This window comes from Kitasatospora sp. NBC_00039, assembly GCF_045160625.1.
Lineage (GTDB): Bacteria > Actinomycetota > Actinomycetes > Streptomycetales > Streptomycetaceae > Kitasatospora.
In genome coordinates this window covers 5,891,456-5,912,888 of the sequence record NZ_CP108289.1, presented here as the reverse complement: position 1 = coordinate 5,912,888, position 21,433 = coordinate 5,891,456, and the positions used below count along the sequence as shown (strand labels likewise).

15 protein-coding genes and 3 rRNA genes are annotated in these 21,433 nt (G+C 69.1%); 4 read left to right on the top strand and 14 right to left on the bottom strand.

The features are described from left to right. Positions 1–65 precede the first annotated feature (65 nt). Genes OG286_RS26270 through OG286_RS26260 form a run of 3 tightly spaced genes read right to left on the bottom strand, consistent with a single transcriptional unit; the run spans position 66 to position 2,857 of the window. Positions 66–896, bottom strand: coding sequence for a putative RNA methyltransferase (locus OG286_RS26270; RefSeq protein WP_396323137.1), 831 nt, complete (start codon positions 894–896; stop codon positions 66–68). A gap of 51 nt (positions 897–947) precedes the next feature. Then, positions 948–1,826: a RimK family alpha-L-glutamate ligase gene (locus tag OG286_RS26265; RefSeq protein WP_396323136.1), complete on the bottom strand. Its 879-nt coding sequence runs from the start codon at positions 1,824–1,826 to the stop codon at positions 948–950. After that, a complete protein-coding gene (locus tag OG286_RS26260; RefSeq protein WP_396323135.1) occupies positions 1,823–2,857 on the bottom strand; it encodes a RimK family alpha-L-glutamate ligase in 1,035 nt (344 codons plus the stop codon). Before OG286_RS26260 ends, OG286_RS26265 begins: the two co-directional genes overlap by 4 nt. Positions 2,858–3,128: 271 nt before the next feature. Here OG286_RS26260 and OG286_RS26255 point away from each other — a divergent pair, with 271 nt between their 5' ends. Further along, complete coding sequence (locus OG286_RS26255; RefSeq protein WP_396323134.1) at positions 3,129–4,007, top strand: GNAT family N-acetyltransferase; 879 nt, start codon at positions 3,129–3,131, stop codon at positions 4,005–4,007. 76 nt (positions 4,008–4,083) lie between these two features. Here the strand turns inward: OG286_RS26255 and OG286_RS26250 are convergent, their stop codons facing one another. Together OG286_RS26250 and OG286_RS26245 are read right to left on the bottom strand one after the other, a co-directional pair. Then, entirely contained in the window at positions 4,084–4,506 is a 423-nt protein-coding gene (locus OG286_RS26250) for a fic family toxin-antitoxin system, toxin component (protein ID WP_148645130.1), read from the bottom strand. After that, entirely contained in the window at positions 4,503–4,739 is a 237-nt protein-coding gene (locus tag OG286_RS26245) for a toxin-antitoxin system HicB family antitoxin (RefSeq protein WP_396323133.1), read from the bottom strand. Before OG286_RS26245 ends, OG286_RS26250 begins: the two co-directional genes overlap by 4 nt. A 372-nt stretch (positions 4,740–5,111) precedes the next feature. Here OG286_RS26245 and OG286_RS26240 point away from each other — a divergent pair, with 372 nt between their 5' ends. After that, positions 5,112–5,309, top strand: coding sequence for a hypothetical protein (locus OG286_RS26240; protein WP_396323132.1), 198 nt, complete (start codon positions 5,112–5,114; stop codon positions 5,307–5,309). A gap of 154 nt (positions 5,310–5,463) precedes the next feature. Here OG286_RS26240 and OG286_RS26235 read toward each other — a convergent pair whose 3' ends face one another. Next, positions 5,464–6,819: a class I SAM-dependent RNA methyltransferase gene (locus OG286_RS26235; RefSeq protein WP_396323278.1), complete on the bottom strand. Its 1,356-nt coding sequence runs from the start codon at positions 6,817–6,819 to the stop codon at positions 5,464–5,466. Positions 6,820–7,178: 359 nt separating this feature from the next. Then, positions 7,179–9,260 carry an APC family permease gene (locus tag OG286_RS26230; RefSeq protein ID WP_396323131.1) on the bottom strand — a complete coding sequence of 694 codons (2,082 nt, stop codon included), beginning with the start codon at positions 9,258–9,260 and terminating at the stop codon, positions 7,179–7,181. A gap of 230 nt (positions 9,261–9,490) precedes the next feature. On the opposite strand from OG286_RS26230, the gene OG286_RS26225 reads away from it, so the two are divergent. Continuing rightward, positions 9,491–10,159, top strand: coding sequence for a potassium channel family protein (locus OG286_RS26225; RefSeq protein WP_396323130.1), 669 nt, complete (start codon positions 9,491–9,493; stop codon positions 10,157–10,159). Continuing rightward, on the top strand, positions 10,159–10,830 hold the full coding sequence (locus tag OG286_RS26220) for a potassium channel family protein (protein ID WP_396323129.1): 672 nt from the start codon (positions 10,159–10,161) through the stop codon (positions 10,828–10,830). The genes OG286_RS26225 and OG286_RS26220 overlap by 1 nt, the downstream gene beginning before the upstream one ends. A gap of 92 nt (positions 10,831–10,922) precedes the next feature. Here OG286_RS26220 and OG286_RS26215 read toward each other — a convergent pair whose 3' ends face one another. The 7 genes from OG286_RS26215 to OG286_RS26185 all read right to left on the bottom strand — a co-directional run bounded on the left by OG286_RS26215 (position 10,923) and on the right by OG286_RS26185 (position 20,972). Then, the gene (locus tag OG286_RS26215) at positions 10,923–11,669 is read right to left on the bottom strand and encodes a DUF3159 domain-containing protein (RefSeq protein ID WP_396323128.1); all 747 of its coding nucleotides are present in this window, start codon (positions 11,667–11,669) and stop codon (positions 10,923–10,925) included. 2 nt (positions 11,670–11,671) lie between these two features. Continuing rightward, a complete protein-coding gene (locus tag OG286_RS26210; protein ID WP_396323127.1) occupies positions 11,672–12,079 on the bottom strand; it encodes an OB-fold nucleic acid binding domain-containing protein in 408 nt (135 codons plus the stop codon). Positions 12,080–12,220: 141 nt separating this feature from the next. Continuing rightward, entirely contained in the window at positions 12,221–12,901 is a 681-nt protein-coding gene (locus tag OG286_RS26205; protein ID WP_387892709.1) for a response regulator, read from the bottom strand. 38 nt (positions 12,902–12,939) lie between these two features. Beyond that, positions 12,940–15,534, bottom strand: coding sequence for an ATP-binding protein (locus tag OG286_RS26200; RefSeq protein WP_396323126.1), 2,595 nt, complete (start codon positions 15,532–15,534; stop codon positions 12,940–12,942). A 309-nt stretch (positions 15,535–15,843) separates the two neighbouring features. After that, positions 15,844–15,960, bottom strand: a 5S ribosomal RNA gene (gene rrf, locus OG286_RS26195). 85 nt (positions 15,961–16,045) lie between these two features. Further along, positions 16,046–19,167: ribosomal RNA gene (locus tag OG286_RS26190) — 23S ribosomal RNA — on the bottom strand. Positions 19,168–19,448: 281 nt separating this feature from the next. Continuing rightward, positions 19,449–20,972 (bottom strand): 16S ribosomal RNA (locus tag OG286_RS26185). The 16S, 23S and 5S rRNA genes sit together here, the layout of an rRNA operon. Between the last annotated feature and the right edge of the window lie 461 nt (positions 20,973–21,433).

Here is a 21,433-nt window from a genome sequence, read left to right as displayed (position 1 = left end):
CCCGGCAGATTCATCCCAACGAGGTGGGCGGTCCCCGCCGGGGGCGCCGGCCGGGAACGGCCCGCTCAGCGCCGGTAGGCGGCGATCGTCACGGAGGCGGTGACCTCGACCGGGTCGGGCAGCCCGGCGAGCCGGGCGGCCAGCCGGTCCGGGTCGGTGTGCCAGGCGCTCGGGCCCATGCCGACGACGGTGCGGACGTCGGTGGCGGAGAGCCGCATGGTGAACTCGACCTGCTGCTGCCCGGCCGGGGTGAGGTAGGGGCCGAGCTTCTCGTCGATCCGGCGCTGCTTCTCCTCGTCGACCGAGAGCAGCCCGAGCTCGGTGACGAGTTCGCGCAGGTGGTGGGCGGTGGGCGAGACCAGGAGCAGGGTGGCGCCGGGGCGCAGGACGCGGCGGATCTCGGGGCCGTTGCGCGGGGCGAAGACGTTGAGGACGAGGCCGGCGGTGGCCTCCAGCAGCGGCAGCGGGCGCCAGGCGTCGCAGACGACGGCGCCGATCCGGGGGTGGGCCTTGGCGGCGCGGCGCAGCGCGTACTTGGAGATGTCGAGGGCGGCGCCGGGCCGGCCGGGCAGAGCGTCGAGGACGTGGGCGAGGTAGTGGCCGGTGCCGGCGCCGAGGTCGGCGACGAGCCCCTCGGGCGCCGCGGCCGCGGCCGCGGCGGCGAGGGCGTCGGCGATCGGGCGGTAGTGGCCGGCCGCGAGGAAGTCACTGCGGGCGGCGACCATGTCGGCGGTGTCACCGGTGCCGGTGTGGGCGTCACCGGCGAGCAGGCTGACGTAGCCCTGCTTGGCGATGTCGAAGCTGTGCCCGCCGGGGCAGCGCAGGGTGCGCCCGTCGGGGGTGAGGGCCTGCGCGCAGTGCGGGCAGGCCAGGTAGGGCTCGATGTCCTGCAGCAACGTCCGTCTTCTCTCGCCATCCGGTCGTGCGGTCCGGCCGGAAGGGCAAGCCTAACGACCGGCGGTGCGCGGCCGCCCGTCCCGCTGGCCGGGGACGTGCGGAACGCCCGGGAGGCGCGGGGTGCCGCCACCCCGGCGGGCGGCGCGCAGGGCGAGCTCGGCGAGCGCCTCGGGGGCGCCGGCCTGGCCGCGGATGCCGGGGAAGGCGTTGACGTCGACGATGACGGGCTCGGCGGGCCCGTCGAGCAGGTCGACGCCGTAGACGTCGAGGCCGAAGACCCGGCCGACCCGCAGGGCCAGCTCGGCGCGGTCGGCGGGGAGTTCGGCGGGGCCGAACCGGCCTCCGGCGGGCCGGTCGTCGACCGCGAGTTCGGAGCGGCGGCGCTCGCAGAAGACCTGCCCGTCGACGACCCAGAGTTTCTGGTCCCAGCCGGTGTTGGCGAGGTAGGGCTGGGCGATCACGGGTTCGCCGGGCCACCGCTCGGCGAGGGCGGTCAGCCGGTCGGGGCCGTCGACGCGGGCGACGAGGTCGTGGCGGCGGCTGTGGCGGCTCTTGACCACCATCGGGTATTCGGCGTCGGCCAGTTCGGCGAGGCTCGCGGCGGTGCGGGTGGAGGCGAACGGCAGTCCGGCGCGGTGGGCGAGGTCGGCCATGGCGGTGCGGTCCTGGCAGAACGCGGTCGCGGCGGCCGAGTTGACGACGGGGGCGCCGTACTCCTCCAGGTGGCGGGCGAGCGCGAGGGCCTGCGGGGTGCGGGCCTTGAGCAGGTAGACGTCGGCGAGCGGCCCGGGGCCGAGCCGTTCGGCGGGCGGGGTGTCATCGCCGGTGGGGTCGACGGTCTCGACCTGGTGGTCGGCGGCGAGCAGGGCGGCAGTGGCGGCGGCGAGCAGCGGGTGGCCGGGGTCGGGGGTGAGCAGGCAGATCCTCATATCGCGCCACCCATGCCGCCGCTGACGAAGCCGGCACCCCCGAAGCCGCCGTCGGCCAGGCCCGCACCGCCGACGCCCACGGCGCCGACGGAACCACCGACGCCGACTCCGGCCCCCTGAGCGGGAAGCCGCAGCGGCTCCGGCGCCGACGGCACCGACACGGCCGACACCACCGACGACGGCTCCCGCACCAGCGCGGGCGCCGGCACGGAGACCGCCGTCCCGGTGCGGGCCAGCCGCAGCACGGCGCGGGAGACCCGGGCCACCGCGTCCGGCACCTGGCGGAAGCTGGGGAAGTCGTTGATGTCCACGACCACCGGCCCGTCCGGGCCGAGCAGCACGTCCACGCCGTACAGGTCGAGCCCGAACACCTCTCCCACCTGCCCGGCGATCCGCGCCACCTCGGCGGGGAGCGGCACCTGCCGCTCGCGCACACCCTGCCCGGGGTGCAGCGGCGAGCAGCGCTCGGTCGCGTACAGCTCGCCGTCGACGCAGTACACCTTGAGGTCGGTACCGGAGTTGGGCACGTAGGGCTGGGCGATCAGCAGGCCCTCGCCGGCGAGCAGGGGGCCGAGTTCGACCAGGTGGTCGGGGGTGGGGACGAGCCGCACGGCGCGGCCGGAGCTGCCGTCGGCGGGCTTGACGACGAGCGGGTACTCGGAGGCGGGGATCTCGGCCAGCCGCTCCCACCGGGCCGCCGCGTAGGTGACCGGGACGGGCAGCCCGCGGGTGCGCGCGATGACCGCGGCGAGCGCCTTGTCCCGGACGCCGCGGATGGACCGGACGTCGTTGACGGTGGTGAGGCCGACGGCGGCGGCCGCCTCCAGGAGGGTGAGGCCGGGGCCGCCGGAGACGGTCTTGAGCACCCAGGCGTCGTGGCTGCCGGCCCGGACGGCCTCGGAGATCGCCATCAGCGAGTTGCCGGGGCGCAGCACGTCCACCCGGTGTCCCCACGCGGTGAGCCGGCGCACCACGTCGAGCGGCATGCCGTCGTGCCGGTAGTGCTCCTCGACCAGAAAGCAGAGCCTCATGAGCCTGTCATCCCCCTCGCCTCGCCCACGCGGACGTCCGCCGTTCCCGTCCGGCAGAGCTGTAAAGGCCCCAGAATGCCATGGCGCCTGCATGCGAGATCGCCCGGCCTGTAAGCATTGGGCAACAATCGGGCCGAAATGCCCGGGCTCCCGGCCACGCCCGGTCCCGCCCGGTGGCGACCGGGCGGCAACCCGGCGGCGGCCGGCCGGCGAACGGCCCGGCGACCCAAATCAGTGGCAGGTCCGCGACGAGCCTGCCAAGATGCACGGCGTGACCTCTGACGATCTTGATCCCGCCCGCCGCGCCTTCCTCGACCTCCTCGCCGGGATCGAGCAGTACTACGACGCCGTGCCGCGCTCCGCGGCCCGCGTCGAGGACTTCGGCCCGCTGAGCCTGTTCGTCCGAGAGGGCGAGGGCTGGCCGTACTACGCCCGACCGGCGCTCGGGTACTCCGGCCCGGCGGCCACCGCCGAGGACGTCCGCCGGGTGCTGGCGCGCCAGCGCGAGCTGGGCGCGCCGGAGGCCTTCGAGTGGGTGGCCGAGCAGACCCCGCAGCTGCGTGCGGCGGTGGAGGAGGCCGGGCTGGCGGTGCACGAGCACCCGCTGCTGGTGCTCGGCCCGGAGGACGAGCCGGCCGGGGCGGCGCCGGCGCTGCCCGAGGGCGTGGAGGTCAGGGTCCTGGCCGCCGACGCCCCGGAGCTGGCGAGTGCGGTGGCCGTCCCGCACCTGGCGTTCGGCGAGCCGGGCACCGCCACGGGCACCGCCGGGGTGGCGGAACTGGCCGTGGCCGCCGAGAAGGTGGCGGCGGACGGCTCGCTGGCGCGGATCTCCGGGCGGATCACCGCCGGGCAGACGGTGTTCGCCGCGGCCCTCCGCGACGGTTCGGCGATCTGCGCGGGCCAGTACAACCCGGTCGGCCGGGTCTGCGAGGTGGCCGGTGTCGGCACCCTGCCGTCGGCACGCCGACAGGGGCTCGGCCTCGCGGTCACCGCGGAGCTGGTCGCGCACGCGCGGGCCAACGGCGTGCGGACGGTGTTCCTGTCCGCCGCCGACGAGGACGTCGCCCGGATCTACCGCCGGGCCGGCTTCCGCCCGTTCGCGACGGCCCTGATCGCCGAGCCCGCGACGGACGGGGCCCCCGCGGCATAACCGGTCCGACCGGCCCGACGGCGCGCCCGGCCCAGACGGCGCGCCCGGTCCGCTCCGACCGGCCGGTGCGGCGGCCTCAGTCCGAGTCCTCGTCCTCCTCACCGCTGACGCCCTCGCCCTCGGCCTCGTCCACCACCCACGCCGCCAGCCGCTCGGCGACCCCGGACACGCCGAGCCGCCCTTCGCGGATGGCCCGGGCGAGGCTGCGCACCTCACGGGCGGTGGTCGCGACCGTGCAGCCGCTGGCCACCAGGTAGGCGTAGGCGACGGCGGTGGCGAACAGCTCGTTGGTCTTCTCCAGGGCCGGCACCCGGATCAGCTGGTGCATCAGGGCGGCGGCACGGTCCTGCGGTTCGGGGTAGACGGCGATGTCGAAGATCTCGGCCTGGTGGCGGGAGACCGCCGCGAGCAGCGATCCGTAGTCGGTGACCTGCGGGTCACCGGGCGTGTACTGCTCGGCGGTCATGAGCAGCCACGAGAGGTCGACCTCCAGGTTCAACGGCGCACGTCCTGGAGGTCGGCCGCGCCACCGAACTCGGCCAGGAACGCCGTCTCGTACTCCTTCATGAACTGCGCGGCGGCGTCGACGAACGCGCGCCCGGCCTCACCCATGTCCTGCTGGACCAGGCGCTCGATGTACTGGTTCATGCTGATCCCCTGCTGCTCCGCCCGTTCCCGGGCCATCTCCGCGGTGGTGGCGTCCACCCGGACGTTCAGCTGTTTCTTGCCCATGAACCTAAAGCTAGCGCCAAAGCGCTAGCACAACAAGGGCGCACGTACGGCCCCCGCGCGCCCTTCCCGCCCCTGGGCCATGCCCCCGCCGCGCGGGCGTGAACCCCCGGAGGCCGACCCGGGCCGCCATCCCCACGCATTGGAGCGCGGCGAGCGCGGGGCGCAGTGGAGCACCGTGGATCCTTCCCGGGCGCGGCGCCCCCGCCGCCCCCTCGGCCCGGCGCCGCCTGCCGGAACAACTCTCGTGAACCGGCGCGGGGAGCCCTGCGGATCCAGCCGGAAGAGCGAGACTTGAAGAGTTCTTCACCTTCCGAGACTCTGAACTACTCCGAGCATTCCCTGGAGCGGCACCGACCGGTGTGGAGGCCGGCAATGACAGCCATGTTCGACCAGGAGCTGCGCGAGCAGCTCGCCCTGGCCCGCAAGGACCTCGCCGCCGCGCGGGCCGACGGGGACGCCGACGGCGTCCAGGCGTACGAGGGCCGCATCGCCGGGCTGCTCCGGCTCGCCGCCCAGCACGGCATCGCCCTGCCGCACAGCGCGGACGAAGAGGAACAGAACCTGCGCTGAACGGCCCACGGAGCACCCGGCAGCATCCGCACGGCCCCGCGACAGCCCGCACGACCCCGCAACACGAGCCCGCAGACAGACCGACGGCAGGGAGGCGGCCCCCGGAACCCGGGTGCCGCCTCCCTGCCGTTCAGCTGTCGTCGCGCCCGTCCCGCTACTCGCCGACCGGCTCCAGGATCGCCACGCACTCGAAGTGGTGGGTCATCGGGAACAGGTCGAAGGCCCGCAGCGAGACCGGCCGGTACCCGCCCTCGCGGAAGAACGCGAGGTCACGGGCCAGGGCCGCCGGGTCGCAGGCCACGTAGGCGATCCGGCGGGCGGAGAGGCCGGCCAGGTGGGCGACGGTCTCACGACCGGCACCGGCCCGCGGCGGGTCGAGGACGATCAGGTCGGTGGAGGTGATGCCGGTGCGCGGCAGCAGCGTCTCGACCCGGTCGCACTCGATCCGCACGTTGTCCAGCACGGCCAGGTTGTGACGGGCGTCGACCACCGCCTGCTTGGAGGACTCGATGCCGAGCACCGCGCCGTCCTCGCCGACCCGGTCGGCCAGTGCGCCGGCGAAGAGGCCGACGCCGCAGTACAGGTCGAGCGCGTTCTCGCCCCACTGCGGGTCCAGACCGTCCAGCACGGCGTCGACCAGGGTGTCCGGGGCCTCCGGGTGGATCTGCCAGAAGCCGCCGTTGCTGACCCGCCACGTCCGGCCGGCCGCGCGCTCACGCACGAAGGAGCGGCCGTGGACCTTGTGGATGTTGTCGTGCTCGTCGATCCGGGCGATCGACACCGGCTTGTCGAGCTCGACCAGCGGCAGCTGCGCGCCCGGCGACGGGGTGAGCACCACCTGGCGGTCGGAGGAACCGGCGGCGGCGATCACCTCGACGGTGGCGACGCCCGGCCAGTCGCGGGCCTCGATGCCCAGCTCGGCGACGCCCTCGGCGGCGATCAGGCAGCGGTCGATCGGCTGGATCTCGTGCGAGCGGTGCTTGCGCAGGCCGACCTTGCCGGTCTCCTGGTCCACCGCGTACTGCACGCGGGTGCGCCACGCCGGCACCTGCCCGGCCGGGAGCTTGCCGCCGACCGGCTCGACGCTGCCGTCCCAGCCGGCCTCGGCCGGAGTGAGGCCCGCCAGCTTGGCCAGCTGCTCGGTGAGCACCTGCACCTTGAGCTTGCGCTGCCCGCCGGGGGTGACGTGCTGCCAGTCGCAGCCGCCGCACTTGCCCGGCCCGGCGAACGGGCAGGGCGGGGCGATCCGGTCCTTGGCGGGCTCCAGGATCTCCACCGCGTCGGCGCGCAGGAAGCGCGACTTGGTGGTGCCCTCGGTGACCTGCACGACGACCTTCTCGCCGGGCAGCGCGTGCCGGACGAACAGCACCCGGCCCTCGTGCCGGGCCACGCAATGCCCGCCGCCGTGCGCGACGGGGCCGACCTCGACCTCGTAGCGCTCGCCGACCAGCGGGTCGCCGCCGGGGCCCCGGGGGGCCGCCTCGGCGCGCGGGGCGCGGGTGGTGCGCAGCGCCTTCGGCGGGCGGACGGCCTGCTTGCGCGGACGCTCCCCGCCCTTGGGCTTCTCCTTGGCCTTCTCCTGGCGCGGCGCGCCGGCGGCCGGCCGCTCGGCGCGAGCGGGGCGCTCCGCCCGCGCGGGGCGCTCGTCACGCTCCGGCTCCGGGGCGCGCTCCGCCGGCGCGAGCGGCGCCGTCTGCGCGGTGAAGCCGTCGCGGTCGGTGGCGGCCGGGCGGACGGGCTTGCCCCAGCGCGGCCGGGCGACCTGCCCGGGCTTGCCGGCGCCGCCCTTGCGGGCGCCCTTGGCTGAGCCCTTGCCGGAGCCGCCGGACGAACCGGACGAACCGTGGGAGCGGGACGGGGTGTTGCGGGTCACTGGGAGGAGTCCTTGCTGCTGTCAGCGGAGGCGGCGGTCGTACCGTCCGGCGTACCGGAGACCTTCGACTTTACGGCCTTCGGCGCCCGAGGCTCACCACGCCGGACGGCACCCGGCGCCGACCAGGCCTTCTGCGGCCTGCGCCGCTCGGAGGACTCCAGCTGCCAGGGTACCGAGGTCACCATGACCCCGGGCTTGAACAGCAGCCGCCCCTTGAGGCGCAGTGCGCTCTGGTTGTGCAGCAGGTGCTCGTACCAGTGGCCGACCACGTACTCCGGGATGTACACCGAGACGACGTCGCGCGGGCTGCTGCGGCGCAGGTTCTTGACGTAGTCCAGGACCGGCCCGGTGATCTCGCGGAACGGCGAGTCCAGCACCTTGAGCGGCACCTCGATGCCACGCTCGTCCCACTCCTGGCGCAGCGCCGCGGTGTCCGCCGGGTCGACGTTGACGGTGACGGCCTCCAGCGTGTGGGCGCGGGCGAGCCGCGCGTACGCGAGGGCGCGCAGGGCGGGCTTGTGCAGCTTGGAGACCAGCACGATGGCGTGCACCCGGGTGGGCAGCACCACGTCGTCCGGCTCCTCGGCGGCGACCAGTTCGTCGGAGACCCGGTCGTAGTGGCGGCGGATCGCCTTCATCATCACGAACAGCACGACCATCGCGGCGATCGCGATCCAGGCGTGGCTGATCTTGGTGGCGAGGACGACGATCAGCACGGCCATGGTCATCACCAGGCCGAAGGTGTTGATCGCCCGGCTGCGCTGCATGTGGCGGCGCTTGGCCGGGTCGGTCTCGGTGCGCAGCAGCCTTGTCCAGTGCCGGATCATGCCGGACTGGCTCATGTTGAAGGAGACGAAGACGCCGACGATGTAGAGCTGGATCAGCCGGGTGGGGTCGGCGTCGAAGGCGATGATGAACAGGATCGCGGCCAGCGCCAGCAGGATGATGCCGTTGGAGAAGGCCAGCCGGTCACCGCGGGTGTGCAGCTGACGCGGCAGGTAGCGGTCCTGGGCGAGGATCGAGCCGAGCACCGGGAAGCCGTTGAAGGCGGTGTTGGCGGCCAGCACCAGGATCAGGCCGGTCACGGCGGCGACGAAGTAGAAGCCGGGCGTGAAGTTGGAGAAGACGGCCTCGCTGATCTGGGCGAGCGCGGTCTTCTGGTGGTAGTCGCCGGGGGCGCCGCCGAGCTGCTCGACGGGGTTCTCGGCCATCTGGACGCCGGTGAGGCGGGCCAGCCAGATGATGCCCATGAACATCACCACGGCGATGGACGCCATCATCAGCAGCGTGGTCGCCGCGTTCTTGCTCTTCGGCTTGCGGAAGGCCGGCACGCCGTTGGAGATCGCCTCGACGCCGGTCAGCGCGGCACAGCCCGAGGAGAACGCCTTGAGCAGCAGGAACACCATCGCGAAGCCGGCCAGCGACTCGTTGCCGGGGGTGGCCTGGAGGTGGAAGCCGGAGCTCTCGGCGGGCATGTCCTGGCCGAGGCCGAAGTGGCGGACCACGCCGTACACCACCATGCCGAGCACGCCGATCATGAAGGCGTACGTCGGGACGGCGAAGGCGCTGCCGGACTCGCGGACCCCGCGCAGGTTCATGCCCATCAGCACGATGACCACGACCACCGAGAGGGTCAGCTCGTGGCCGCGCAGCGCGGGCACCGCGGAGACCACGTTGGCCACCCCGGAGGTGGTGGACACGGCCACGGTGAGGATGTAGTCGACCATCAGCGCGCTGGCGACCACCAGGCCGGAGTTGGCGCCGTGGTTGACGGTGGCGACCTCGTAGTCGCCACCGCCGCTCGGGTACGCGTGCACGTTCTGCCGGTACGAGGCCACCACGGCGAGCATCACGATGGCGACGACGACGCCGATCTGCCATGAGAAGTGAATGGCCGAGGCGCCCGCCAGGGAGAGCGTCAGCAGGATCTCCTCGGGCGCGTACGCGACCGAGGAGAGCGCGTCCGAGGCGAAGACGGGCAGCGCGATGCGCTTGGGGAGCAGCGTTTCCCCGAGCTTGTCGCTGCGTAGCGCACGCCCGATCAGGATGCGTTTCGGAAGGTCAGTCGGCATAGGCACGGTAAGGAATCGTAGGGGCTGTTCGCCGTGCGGTCCGACTTACGTCCCCCCCTTCGTCGCGACTGTGTTCGGTGGACCGGCTAGCGTGTCGGATACGAGCAGGCGGGCAACACTCAGGTTGTCGAGCCGCGCGACCACGAGAACGCTCGCCCCGGACGGCGGGGCGGGGAAGGATGACGAACGGTGTTTGCGCAGGTCAAGAACCCAACGGGACGGGTGAGGTAGCGCCGGTGCACATCGTCATCATGGGCTGCGGCCGCGTGGGCTCCGCCCTCGCAAGAGCACTGGAGAAACAGGGCCACTCGGTCGCCGTCGTCGACCAGGACCCGACGGCCTTCCGCCGCCTGGGCGCCGGATTCAACGGGCGCCGGGTCACGGGTGTCGGCTTCGACCAGGACACCCTGAAGGAGGCGGGCATCGAGGAGGCCGGCGCGTTCGCCGCCGTCTCCAGCGGTGACAACTCCAACATCATCGCGGCCCGGGTGGCCCGGGAGAACTTCGGCGTGGAGAACGTCGCGGCCCGGATCTACGACCCCCGCCGCGCCGAGGTCTACCAGCGCCTGGGCATCCCGACCGTGGCCACCGTCCGCTGGACGGCCGACCAGATGCTGCGCCGGCTGCTGCCGAGCGGCGCCGAGCCGCTCTGGCAGGACCCGAGCGGCACCGTCCAGCTCGCCGAGGTCGCGTATTCCCCGCGCTGGATCGGTCACCGGGTCAGCGCGCTGGAGGAGGCCTCCGACACCCGAGTGGCGTTCGTCACCCGGCTCGGCGAGGGCGTGCTGCCCACGCCCCAGATGGTGCTGCAGGAGGGCGACCTGGTGCACGTGATGCTGCGCCGGGCCGACCTGGCGGCGGTCGAGGCCGCGTTCGCGCAGGGGCCTGACGAGGAGGGTCACTGATGCGGGTCGCCATTGCCGGAGCCGGTGCCGTCGGCCGCTCGATCGCGGGCGAGCTGTTGGAGAACGGCCACGAGGTCCTGCTGATCGACAAGAACCCCAACTCCATCTCGGTGGAGCGGGTCCCCATGGCGGAGTGGCTGCTGGCCGACGCCTGTGAGATCACCTCGCTGGACGAGGCGGCGCTGCAGCGCTGCCACGTGGTGATCGCCGCGACCGGTGACGACAAGGTCAACCTGGTCGTCTCGCTGCTCGCGAAGACCGAGTACGGGGTGCCGCGGGTGGTCGCCCGGGTGAACAACCCGAAGAACGAGTGGCTCTTCAACGAGTCCTGGGGCGTCGACGTCGCCGTCTCCACCCCGCGTCTGATGTCCGCCCTGGTCGAGGAGGCCGTCAGCGTCGGCGACCTGGTCCGGCTGATGCGCTTCAGCCAGGGCAACGCCAACCTGGTCGAGCTGACCCTGGCCTCCGACACCGAGCTGGTCGGTACCCGGGTCGGCGACGTGCCGTGGCCGCCGGACACCTCGCTGGTGACCATCATCCGCGAGGGCCGGGTGCTCACCCCGGGCAAGGACGACACCCTGGAGGGCGGCGACGAGCTGCTCTTCGTGGCCGCGCAGGAGCGCGAGGAGGAGCTGGAGAACCTGCTCTCGGCATCCTCCGGCGCCCAGTAGCGGGGACGAACGCGAGAGGGCCCGCACTCGGTTTCGAGTGCGGGCCCTCTCGCGTCCCGGGCGCCGCCCTGGCGGCCCGCCAGACGGCCGTCCTAGTCGCCGGGCTCCTCGTCCAGCTGCGCCTTGATCGGCGGCGGCGCCTTCAGCAGGATCTGCCAGGTGACGTACATCGCCAGCAGCATCGGCGGGATGCCGAGGGCGACCTTGAGCCAGCCGAGCAGGTTGACGTTGTGCGTGAAGTACAGCGGGAAGAGGATCAGCGGCTTGATGCCCATGATCATCACCCAGGCCCAGGTGGCCTTGGTGTAGGCCGCCAGCCTGCCCGGGTTCTCCTTGCGCCAGGTGAACATCTCGCCGGTCACCGGGCCGAGCATCACACCGATCAACGGCCAGCGGACCAGGGCCGAGACGGCCAGGCCGATGCAGTAGCCGACGTTCCAGAGCAGGCCGGGCAGGTAGAAGTTCTCCGCCTTGCCGGTCTTCATCGAGATCCAGGCACCGATGGCGACCCCGAACACGCCGCTGAAGGCGTGCTGGACGGTCTCCCGCTTGGCCAGGCGCGCCACCACGAACAGGGCGCTCAGGCCGAGCGCGGCCCAGGCGGCCGCCGGGACCTGGTGGGTGATGTTGTAGGTGACGATGAAGACCAGGCCGGGCAGGGTCATGTCGACCATGCCGCGCACGCCGCCGAAGGCCTGCATCACGGTGTCGGCGGCCTCCTTGGAGGCGGCCGCCTGCCGGGCCGCCTCGGCCTCGGCACTGTCCCGGTCGCTCCCGGCCGGGTCGGGCTTGGCCAGGTCGAGCTGGGCGGCGGACTCGCCGCCGGGCTGATTGCTCACGCTCATTCGCTCCCGTGTCCAACCGGACGCAGCTCGTAGCGGGGGTTGAACAGCACGCGGCGCCCGCGTGCGTGGCCGATCCGGCCGCTGGCGACGAGCCGGCGGCCGGGCTCTATGCCCACGATGGAGCGACGGCCGAGCCAGACCACGTCCAGCGCCTCGGTGCCGTCGAAGAGCTCGGCCTCCAGCGCGGGCACGCCGGCCCGGGGGCGCAGGGTCACTGTGCGCAGGGTGCCGGCGACGGTGACCAGTTCACGGTCCCCGCAGCTGGCGATCGGAGTGCAGCCCGACTCCGCCGCGCTCTCCTGGCGCAGCTCCTCCGCCTGCAGCTCCTCCTGGGAGGAGGTCAGCCGGCTGAGCATACGGCGGAAGCGGCCCTGCGGCTGGTCGCTGCTGATGTCACCACTCATGTCGGAAAGGCTACCGGTATCGGGGCCGGCTGCGGCAGGTCACGAGGTCAACGGGGTACCGGGACCGGCTCACCGCCCGGCCCTGTCCCGCTCGGCCCGGTCCCGCTCAGCTCGGCCCGACGCGGCCCGACTCAGCTCGACTCAGCTCTCGAAGCGGTAACCCATGCCCGGCTCGGTGATGAAGTGCCGCGGGTGCGAGGGGTCGCGCTCCAGCTTGCGGCGCAGCTGGGCCAGGTAGACGCGCAGGTAGTTGGTCTCGGTGCGGTAGGCGGGGCCCCAGACCTCCTGGAGCAGCTGGGTCTGGCTGACCAGCCGCCCGGCGTTGCGGACCAGCACCTCCAGCAGGTGCCACTCGGTCGGGGTGAGGCGGACGTCCGTGCCGTCCCGGTTGACCTTCTTCGCGGCGAGGTCGACGGTGAAGCTGTCCGTGACCACCAGGGAGTCGTCCTCACCCGCCACCGGCTCGGCGCGGCGGACGGCGGCGCGCATCCGGGCGAGCAGCTCGTCCATGCCGAACGGCTTGGTGACGTAGTCGTCCGCGCCGGCGTCGAGCGCCTCGACCTTCTCGTCGGAGGCGTGCCGGGCGGAGAGCACGATGATCGGCACCCTGGTCCAGCCGCGCAGGCCCTTGATCACCTCGACGCCGTCCATGTCGGGCAGACCCAGGTCGAGGACGACCACGTCGGGGTGGCGGGCGGCGGCCAGCTCCAGCGCACTCGCGCCGTCGTGGGCCGCGTCGACCTCGTACTTGCGGGCCTTGAGGTTGATCACCAGCGCGCGGACGATCTGTGGTTCGTCGTCCACGACGAGGACCCGGGTCATGCGGGCTCCGCCTTTCACAGCTGTCGGAAGAGAGGTGGTCATACGTGGGAGGGGCGGTCCGTGGGTCCCGGCGGTGGAACCGGCTCGGGCGGCTCGGCCGGGCGGTCGGCGGCGGGCAGGGTGACGACCATGGTGAGGCCGCCGCCGGGGGTGTCCTCGGCGGTGACGGTGCCGTCCATCGCCTCGACGAACCCACGGGCCACGGCGAGCCCGAGGCCCACCCCGGCACCGCGCGGCGCGTCCCCGTACCGCTGGAAGGGCGCGAAGATCCGCTCCTTGGCGTCCTCGGGTACGCCCGGCCCACGGTCGACGATCCGCAGCTCGACCCGGCCGGGCCCGCCCGCCGGGACCAGCGCGTCCGCCTTGACCAGCACCTTCACCCCGGCCGGGCTGTACTTGACGGCGTTCTCGACCAGGTTGGCCAGCGAGCGCTCCAGCAGCCCGCCGTCGGCCCGGATCATCGGCAGGGTCTCCGGGACGTCCAGCCGGACGGCCTCCAGCGGGACACCGCCGAGCGCGAACGGCACCACCTCGTCCAGGTCGGTCTCCTGGATCAGCGGGGTGACGGTACCGGTCTGCAGCCGGCTCATGTCGAGCAGGTTGTTGATCAGGTGGTCGAGCCGGTCCGCGCCGGCCTCGATGCCGGCCAGCAGCTCGGCCTCGTCCGCCTCGTCCCACTCGACGTCCGCAGAGCGCAGCGAGGTGACGGAGGCCTTGATGCCGGCCAGCGGGGTGCGCAGGTCGTGCGAAACGGCGGCGAGCAGGGCGGTGCGGATCCGGTTGCCCTCGGCCTCGCGGCGGGCCGCGGCGGCCTCCCCGGCCAGCCGGCGGCGCTCCAGCAGGACGGCGGCCTGCGCGGCGAAGGCGCCGAGCAGACGGCGGTCCTCGGCGGGCAGCACCCGGCCCCGCAGCGCCAGCGCCAGGGTGTCCCCGACCGGGACGTCCACATCGGCGGTCTCCGGCCGTTCCGGCGGGTGCGGCCCGGCCACCGCGACCGGGTGCCACGGGCCGAGCGGGTCGGGCCGCTCCAGCAACACGGCGGAGTCCTGCTGGAAGGTCTCCCGGACCTGCTCCAGCAGCGCGGTCAGCACGCCGTCCCCGCCCGGCGCACCGCGCAGCACGGTGCCGGCCAGGGCACTGAGCGTCTGGGCCTCGGTCTGGCTGCGCGCGGCCTGGTGGGTGCGCCGGGCCGCGAGGTCCACCACGGAGGCGACCGCGATGCCGACGGCGGTGAATATCGCCACCGCCATGATGTTCTGCGGCTCGTCGATGGTGAAGGTGTGGATCGGCGGCGCGAAGTAGTAGTTCAGTGCCGAGGACCCGACCAGCGCGGAGGCGATCGCCGGGAAGAGCCCGCCGACCAGCGCCGCGCAGACCGTCAGCGACAGGAAGAGCAGCATGTCGGTCGAGAGCCCGAGGCCCTCCACGTGGGTGAGCAACAGGGCCAGCAGCGGCGGCCCGCCGAGGCCGATCATCCAGCCCGCGACGGCGCGCGTGCGGCCGAGGTCGGTGACCTTGCGGATCGGGATCCGGCCCAGCCCCTGGGCGGCGTGCTCGTGGGTGACGATGTGCACGTCGATGTCGCCGGACGCCCGGGTCACGGTGGTGCCGACGCCCGGGCCGTAGATGTACTGCCAGGCGGGCCGGCGGCTGGTGCCCAGGACGATCTGGGTGGCGTTGACGCCCCGCGCGAAGTCCAGCAGTCCCGCTGCCGGGTCGTCGCCGAGGACGGCGTGGAAGGAGCCGCCGAGGCTCTCCACCAGCGCCCGCTGCTCGATCAGCGTCTGCGAGGAGCCCGATCCCGGGCCGGCGAGGCCGTCCGAGCGGGAGATGTGAACGGCGAGCAGCTCGCCGCCGGAGCCGCGGGCGGCGATCCGGGCGGCGCGCCGGATCAGGGTCGCGCCCTCCGGGCCGCCGGTCAGGCCGACCACGATGCGCTCGCGGGCCTGCCAGGTGCCCTTGATGCCCTGCTCGGCCCGGTACTTCTGCAGGTACTCGTCGACCCGGTCGGCCGTCCAGAGCAGTGCCAGTTCGCGCAGCGCGGTGAGGTTCCCCGGGCGGAAGTAGTTGGCGAGGGCTGCGTCGATCTTCTCCGGCGCGTACACGTTGCCGTGCGCGAGGCGGCGGCGCAGGGCCTGCGGGTCCATGTCGACCAGCTCGATCTGGTCGGCCCGCCGCACCACCTCGTCCGGCACGGTCTCGCGCTGCCGGACCCCGGTGATGCCCTCCACCACGTCACCCAGCGACTCCAGGTGCTGGATGTTCACCGTGGAGACGACGTCGATGCCCGCCGCGAGCAGTTCCTCGACGTCCTGCCAGCGCTTGGCGTTGCGACAGCCGGGGACGTCGGTGTGCGCCAGCTCGTCCACCAGCACCGCCTGCGGCCGGCGGGCCAGCACGGCGTCCAGGTCCATCTCGGTGAAGGAGGCGCCCCGGTGGACCATCTCCCGGCGCGGCACGGTCTCCAGGCCGGTGACCAGACCCGCGGTGTGCCGGCGCCCGTGGTCCTCGACGAAGCCGACGACCACGTCGGTACCGCGCTCCAGCCGCCGGTGCGCCTCGGCGAGCATGGCGTACGTCTTGCCGACCCCGGGAGCCGCCCCGAGGTAGATCCGCAGCCTGCCGCGTCCCATGTGCACCATTCTTGATCCGGCCGGCCCGGGAGACCACCCCGGACACCTGTTCCCCTCCCTTGGAGACTACGGCGTAGCAGGCGATTCTCCACCGATCGGGGCGCTGATCAGGCAGTTTTAGCGGCATATTGACGGTCGACGAGACCCTCCGGGCCACCTCGAACACCTCTTCGGACCGCACCCGCACCACACGCCGATGGCAGCATCGTCCGCCTGCTCTCCTGTGCGGTGCCGCCCTCCGCGGGAATTCTCCGGGAAATGCAAAGAACCCCCGATCCGTGACGGATCGGGGGTTCTTTGTGAATGATTGTTCGGCGGCGTCCTACTCTCCCACAGGGTCCCCCCTGCAGTACCATCGGCGCTGTGAGGCTTAGCTTCCGGGTTCGGAATGTAACCGGGCGTTTCCCTCACGCTATGACCACCGAAACACTATGAAACTGTCAACCGCACCCATACCGTGACCAGGCATGGGGGTCGTTGTTTCAGAACAACACAGTGGACGCGAGCAACTGAGGACAAGCCCTCGGCCTATTAGTACCGGTCAACTCCACCCCTCACAGGGCTTCCATATCCGGCCTATCAACCCAGTCGTCTACTGGGAGCCTTACCCTCTCAAGGAGGTGGGAGTGCTCATCTCGAAGCAGGCTTCCCGCTTAGATGCTTTCAGCGGTTATCCCTCCCGAACGTAGCCAACCAGCCATGCCCTTGGCAGGACAACTGGCACACCAGAGGTTCGTCCGTCCCGGTCCTCTCGTACTAGGGACAGCCCTTCTCAACACTCCTACGCGCACAGCGGATAGGGACCGAACTGTCTCACGACGTTCTAAACCCAGCTCGCGTACCGCTTTAATGGGCGAACAGCCCAACCCTTGGGACCTACTCCAGCCCCAGGATGCGACGAGCCGACATCGAGGTGCCAAACCATCCCGTCGATATGGACTCTTGGGGAAGATCAGCCTGTTATCCCCGGGGTACCTTTTATCCGTTGAGCGACGGCGCTTCCACAAGCCACCGCCGGATCACTAGTCCCTACTTTCGTACCTGCTCGACCCGTCAGTCTCACAGTCAAGCTCCCTTGTGCACTTACACTCAACACCTGATTGCCAACCAGGCTGAGGGAACCTTTGGGCGCCTCCGTTACCCTTTAGGAGGCAACCGCCCCAGTTAAACTACCCACCAGACACTGTCCCTGATCCGGATCACGGACCCAGGTTAGACATCCAGCACGACCAGAGTGGTATTTCAACGACGACTCCACAACAACTGGCGTTGCTGCTTCAAAGTCTCCCACCTATCCTACACAAGCCGAACCGAACACCAATATCAAGCTATAGTAAAGGTCCCGGGGTCTTTCCGTCCTGCTGCGCGAAACGAGCATCTTTACTCGTAATGCAATTTCACCGGGCCTATGGTTGAGACAGTCGAGAAGTCGTTACGCCATTCGTGCAGGTCGGAACTTACCCGACAAGGAATTTCGCTACCTTAGGATGGTTATAGTTACCACCGCCGTTTACTGGCGCTTAAGTTCTCAGCTTCGCCCCACCGAAATGGAGCTAACCGGTCCCCTTAACGTTCCAGCACCGGGCAGGCGTCAGTCCGTATACATCGCCTTACGGCTTCGCACGGACCTGTGTTTTTAGTAAACAGTCGCTTCTCGCTGGTCTCTGCGGCCACCCCCAGCTCTGGCAGCAAGTGCCGTCACCAGGAATGGCCCCCCTTCTCCCGAAGTTACGGGGGCATTTTGCCGAGTTCCTTAACCATAGTTCACCCGAACGCCTCGGTATTCTCTACCTGACCACCTGAGTCGGTTTGGGGTACGGGCCGCCATGAAACTCGCTAGAGGCTTTTCTCGACAGCATAGGATCATCCACTTCACCACAATCGGCTCGGCATCAGGTCTCAGACTATGTGAACGGCGGATTTGCCTACCGTTCGTCCTACACCCTTACCCCGGGACAACCACCGCCCGGGCTGGACTACCTTCCTGCGTCACCCCATCGCTCACCTACTACCCCATTGGGTCACCGGCTCCACCACGTCCCTTTGTCCGAAGACTCCGGGCCGGCTTCACGGGCTTAGCATCAAGAGGTTCAGCGTTGGCGCTTCAAAGCGGGTACGGGAATATCAACCCGTTGTCCATCGACTACGCCTGTCGGCCTCGCCTTAGGTCCCGACTTACCCTGGGCAGATCAGCTTGACCCAGGAACCCTTGGTCAATCGGCGCAAGAGTTTCTCACTCTTGTATCGCTACTCATGCCTGCATTCTCACTCGTGTACCGTCCACGACTGGTTTCCACCGCCGCTTCACCCGGCACACGACGCTCCCCTACCCATCACAGCCCCCGTTGGGGGTATTGCTGCAATGACACGACTTCGGTGATGTGCTTGAGCCCCGCTACATTGTCGGCGCGGAATCACTTGACCAGTGAGCTATTACGCACTCTTTCAAGGGTGGCTGCTTCTAAGCCAACCTCCTGGTTGTCTCTGCGACTCCACATCCTTTCCCACTTAGCACACGCTTAGGGACCTTAGTCGGTGTTCTGGGCTGTTTCCCTCTCGACCATGGAGCTTATCCCCCACAGTCTCACTGCCACGCTCTCACTTACCGGCATTCGGAGTTTGGCTAAGGTCAGTAACCCGGTGAGGCCCATCGCCTATCCAGTGCTCTACCTCCGGCAAGAAACACGTGACGCTGCACCTAAATGCATTTCGGGGAGAACCAGCTATCACGGAGTTTGATTGGCCTTTCACCCCTAACCACAGGTCATCCCCCAGGTTTTCAACCCTGGTGGGTTCGGTCCTCCACGAAGTCTTACCTCCGCTTCAACCTGCCCATGGCTAGATCACTCCGCTTCGGGTCTTGGGCGTGCAACTCAAACGCCCTATTCGGACTCGCTTTCGCTACGGCTACCCCACACGGGTTAACCTCGCTACACACCGCAAACTCGCAGGCTCATTCTTCAAAAGGCACGCAGTCACGAGACACACAGCAAGCTGCATGTCCGACGCTCCCACGGCTTGTAGGCACACGGTTTCAGGTACTATTTCACTCCGCTCCCGCGGTACTTTTCACCATTCCCTCACGGTACTATCCGCTATCGGTCACCAGGGAATATTTAGGCTTAGCGGGTGGTCCCGCCAGATTCACACGGGATTTCTCGGGCCCCGTGCTACTTGGGAGTTTCTCAAACGAGCCGCACAGATTTCGTCTACGGGGGTCTTACCCTCTACGCCGGACCTTTCGCATGTCCTTCGACTATCCATACGGTTTCTGACTCGCCGACCGGCCGGCAGACCGGTCAAGAAAAATCCCACGACCCCCAAGTGGCAACCCCTGCCGGGTCTCACACCACCTGGGTTTAGCCTCATCCGGTTTCGCTCGCCACTACTCCCGGAATCACGGTTGTTTTCTCTTCCTGCGGGTACTGAGATGTTTCACTTCCCCGCGTTCCCTCCACATACCCTATGTGTTCAGGTATGGGTGACAGCCCATGACGACTGCCGGGTTTCCCCATTCGGAAACCCCCGGATCAAAGCCTGGTTGACGGCTCCCCGGGGACTATCGTGGCCTCCCACGTCCTTCATCGGTTCCTGGTGCCAAGGCATCCACCGTGCGCCCTTAAAAACTTGGCCACAGATGCTCGCGTCCACTGTGCAGTTCTCAAACAACGACCAGTCACCCACCCCCAAGACCCGAACGGATCTCTTCAGTGGGACCGGCATCTCTGAAGCAACAGCCATACGGCCGTTCCCTCAGGACCCAACAACGTGCCCGACACAAGTCAATCGCAAGCCCGTCTTCCACGCCCGGAGGCAGTACTAACAGGTGCTCTTCACTCGTGCCGAATAGTCAACGTTCCACCCATGAGCAACCGTGCAGAACATTCGCCTGCAAGCGGCATATTGCTCCTTAGAAAGGAGGTGATCCAGCCGCACCTTCCGGTACGGCTACCTTGTTACGACTTCGTCCCAATCGCTGGTCCCACCTTCGACGGCTCCTCCCCTTACGGGTTAGGCCACCGGCTTCGGGTGTTACCGACTTTCGTGACGTGACGGGCGGTGTGTACAAGGCCCGGGAACGTATTCACCGCAGCATGCTGATCTGCGATTACTAGCAACTCCAACTTCATGGGGTCGAGTTGCAGACCCCAATCCGAACTGAGGCCGGCTTTTTGGGATTCGCTCCGCCTCGCGGCATCGCAGCCCTTTGTACCGACCATTGTAGCACGTGTGCAGCCCAAGACATAAGGGGCATGATGATTTGACGTCGTCCCCACCTTCCTCCGAGTTGACCCCGGCAGTCTCCTGTGAGTCCCCATCACCCCGAAAGGCATGCTGGCAACACAGAACAAGGGTTGCGCTCGTTGCGGGACTTAACCCAACATCTCACGACACGAGCTGACGACAACCATGCACCACCTGTATACCGACCACAAGGGGGCGACTATCTCTAGCCGTTTCCGGTATATGTCAAGCCTTGGTAAGGTTCTTCGCGTTGCGTCGAATTAAGCCACATGCTCCGCTGCTTGTGCGGGCCCCCGTCAATTCCTTTGAGTTTTAGCCTTGCGGCCGTACTCCCCAGGCGGGGAACTTAATGCGTTAGCTGCGGCACCGACGACGTGGAATGTCGCCAACACCTAGTTCCCAACGTTTACGGCGTGGACTACCAGGGTATCTAATCCTGTTCGCTCCCCACGCTTTCGCTCCTCAGCGTCAGTAATGGCCCAGAGATCCGCCTTCGCCACCGGTGTTCCTCCTGATATCTGCGCATTTCACCGCTACACCAGGAATTCCGATCTCCCCTACCACACTCTAGCCTGCCCGTATCGAATGCAGACCCGGGGTTAAGCCCCGGGCTTTCACATCCGACGCGACAGGCCGCCTACGAGCTCTTTACGCCCAATAATTCCGGACAACGCTCGCACCCTACGTATTACCGCGGCTGCTGGCACGTAGTTAGCCGGTGCTTCTTCTGCAGGTACCGTCACTTGCGCTTCTTCCCTGCTGAAAGAGGTTTACAACCCGAAGGCCGTCATCCCTCACGCGGCGTCGCTGCATCAGGCTTTCGCCCATTGTGCAATATTCCCCACTGCTGCCTCCCGTAGGAGTCTGGGCCGTGTCTCAGTCCCAGTGTGGCCGGTCGCCCTCTCAGGCCGGCTACCCGTCGTCGCCTTGGTAGGCCATTACCCCACCAACAAGCTGATAGGCCGCGGGCTCATCCTGCACCGCCGGAGCTTTACACCCAGGACCATGCGGTCCCAGGTCATATCCGGTATTAGACCCCGTTTCCAGGGCTTGTCCCAGAGTGCAGGGCAGATTGCCCACGTGTTACTCACCCGTTCGCCACTGATCCACCCCGAAGGGCTTCACCGTTCGACTTGCATGTGTTAAGCACGCCGCCAGCGTTCGTCCTGAGCCAGGATCAAACTCTCCGTGAATGATTACCGGTAATCCGGTTCACACTCGCGTCGAGCGGCACGGCAACCACCGGAATAGGGTGATCCCGCGCACTGCGTCCTCGCTAGTGTTTACTTCATAAAGGAATCTCCAACCCCGATCAGAAGACCGAGGCCGGGGATGTCAACATATCTGGCGTTGACTTTTGGCACGCTGTTGAGTTCTCAAGGAACGGACACTTCCTTCGGACCGCCTTCCAGCGGGCCCTCCGGGCGCTTCGTTCTTTCGTGTTTCAAGCTTATCAGATGTTTTCCGCTCCGTTTTCCGGAGTTTCATTCACCAGATTTACTCTGGCCTTTCGGCGCTCCCAAACTCTAGCAGAGCTTTTCGGGCCGTTTTCCCGCTCCGTTCTCGAACTTCGTTCGAGAACTCCTGCAGGGGCCGTCCCGTGGGGCAACCCGGAGAACGTTACGCACCGGGCTGCCCCACGTCAAACCGACCA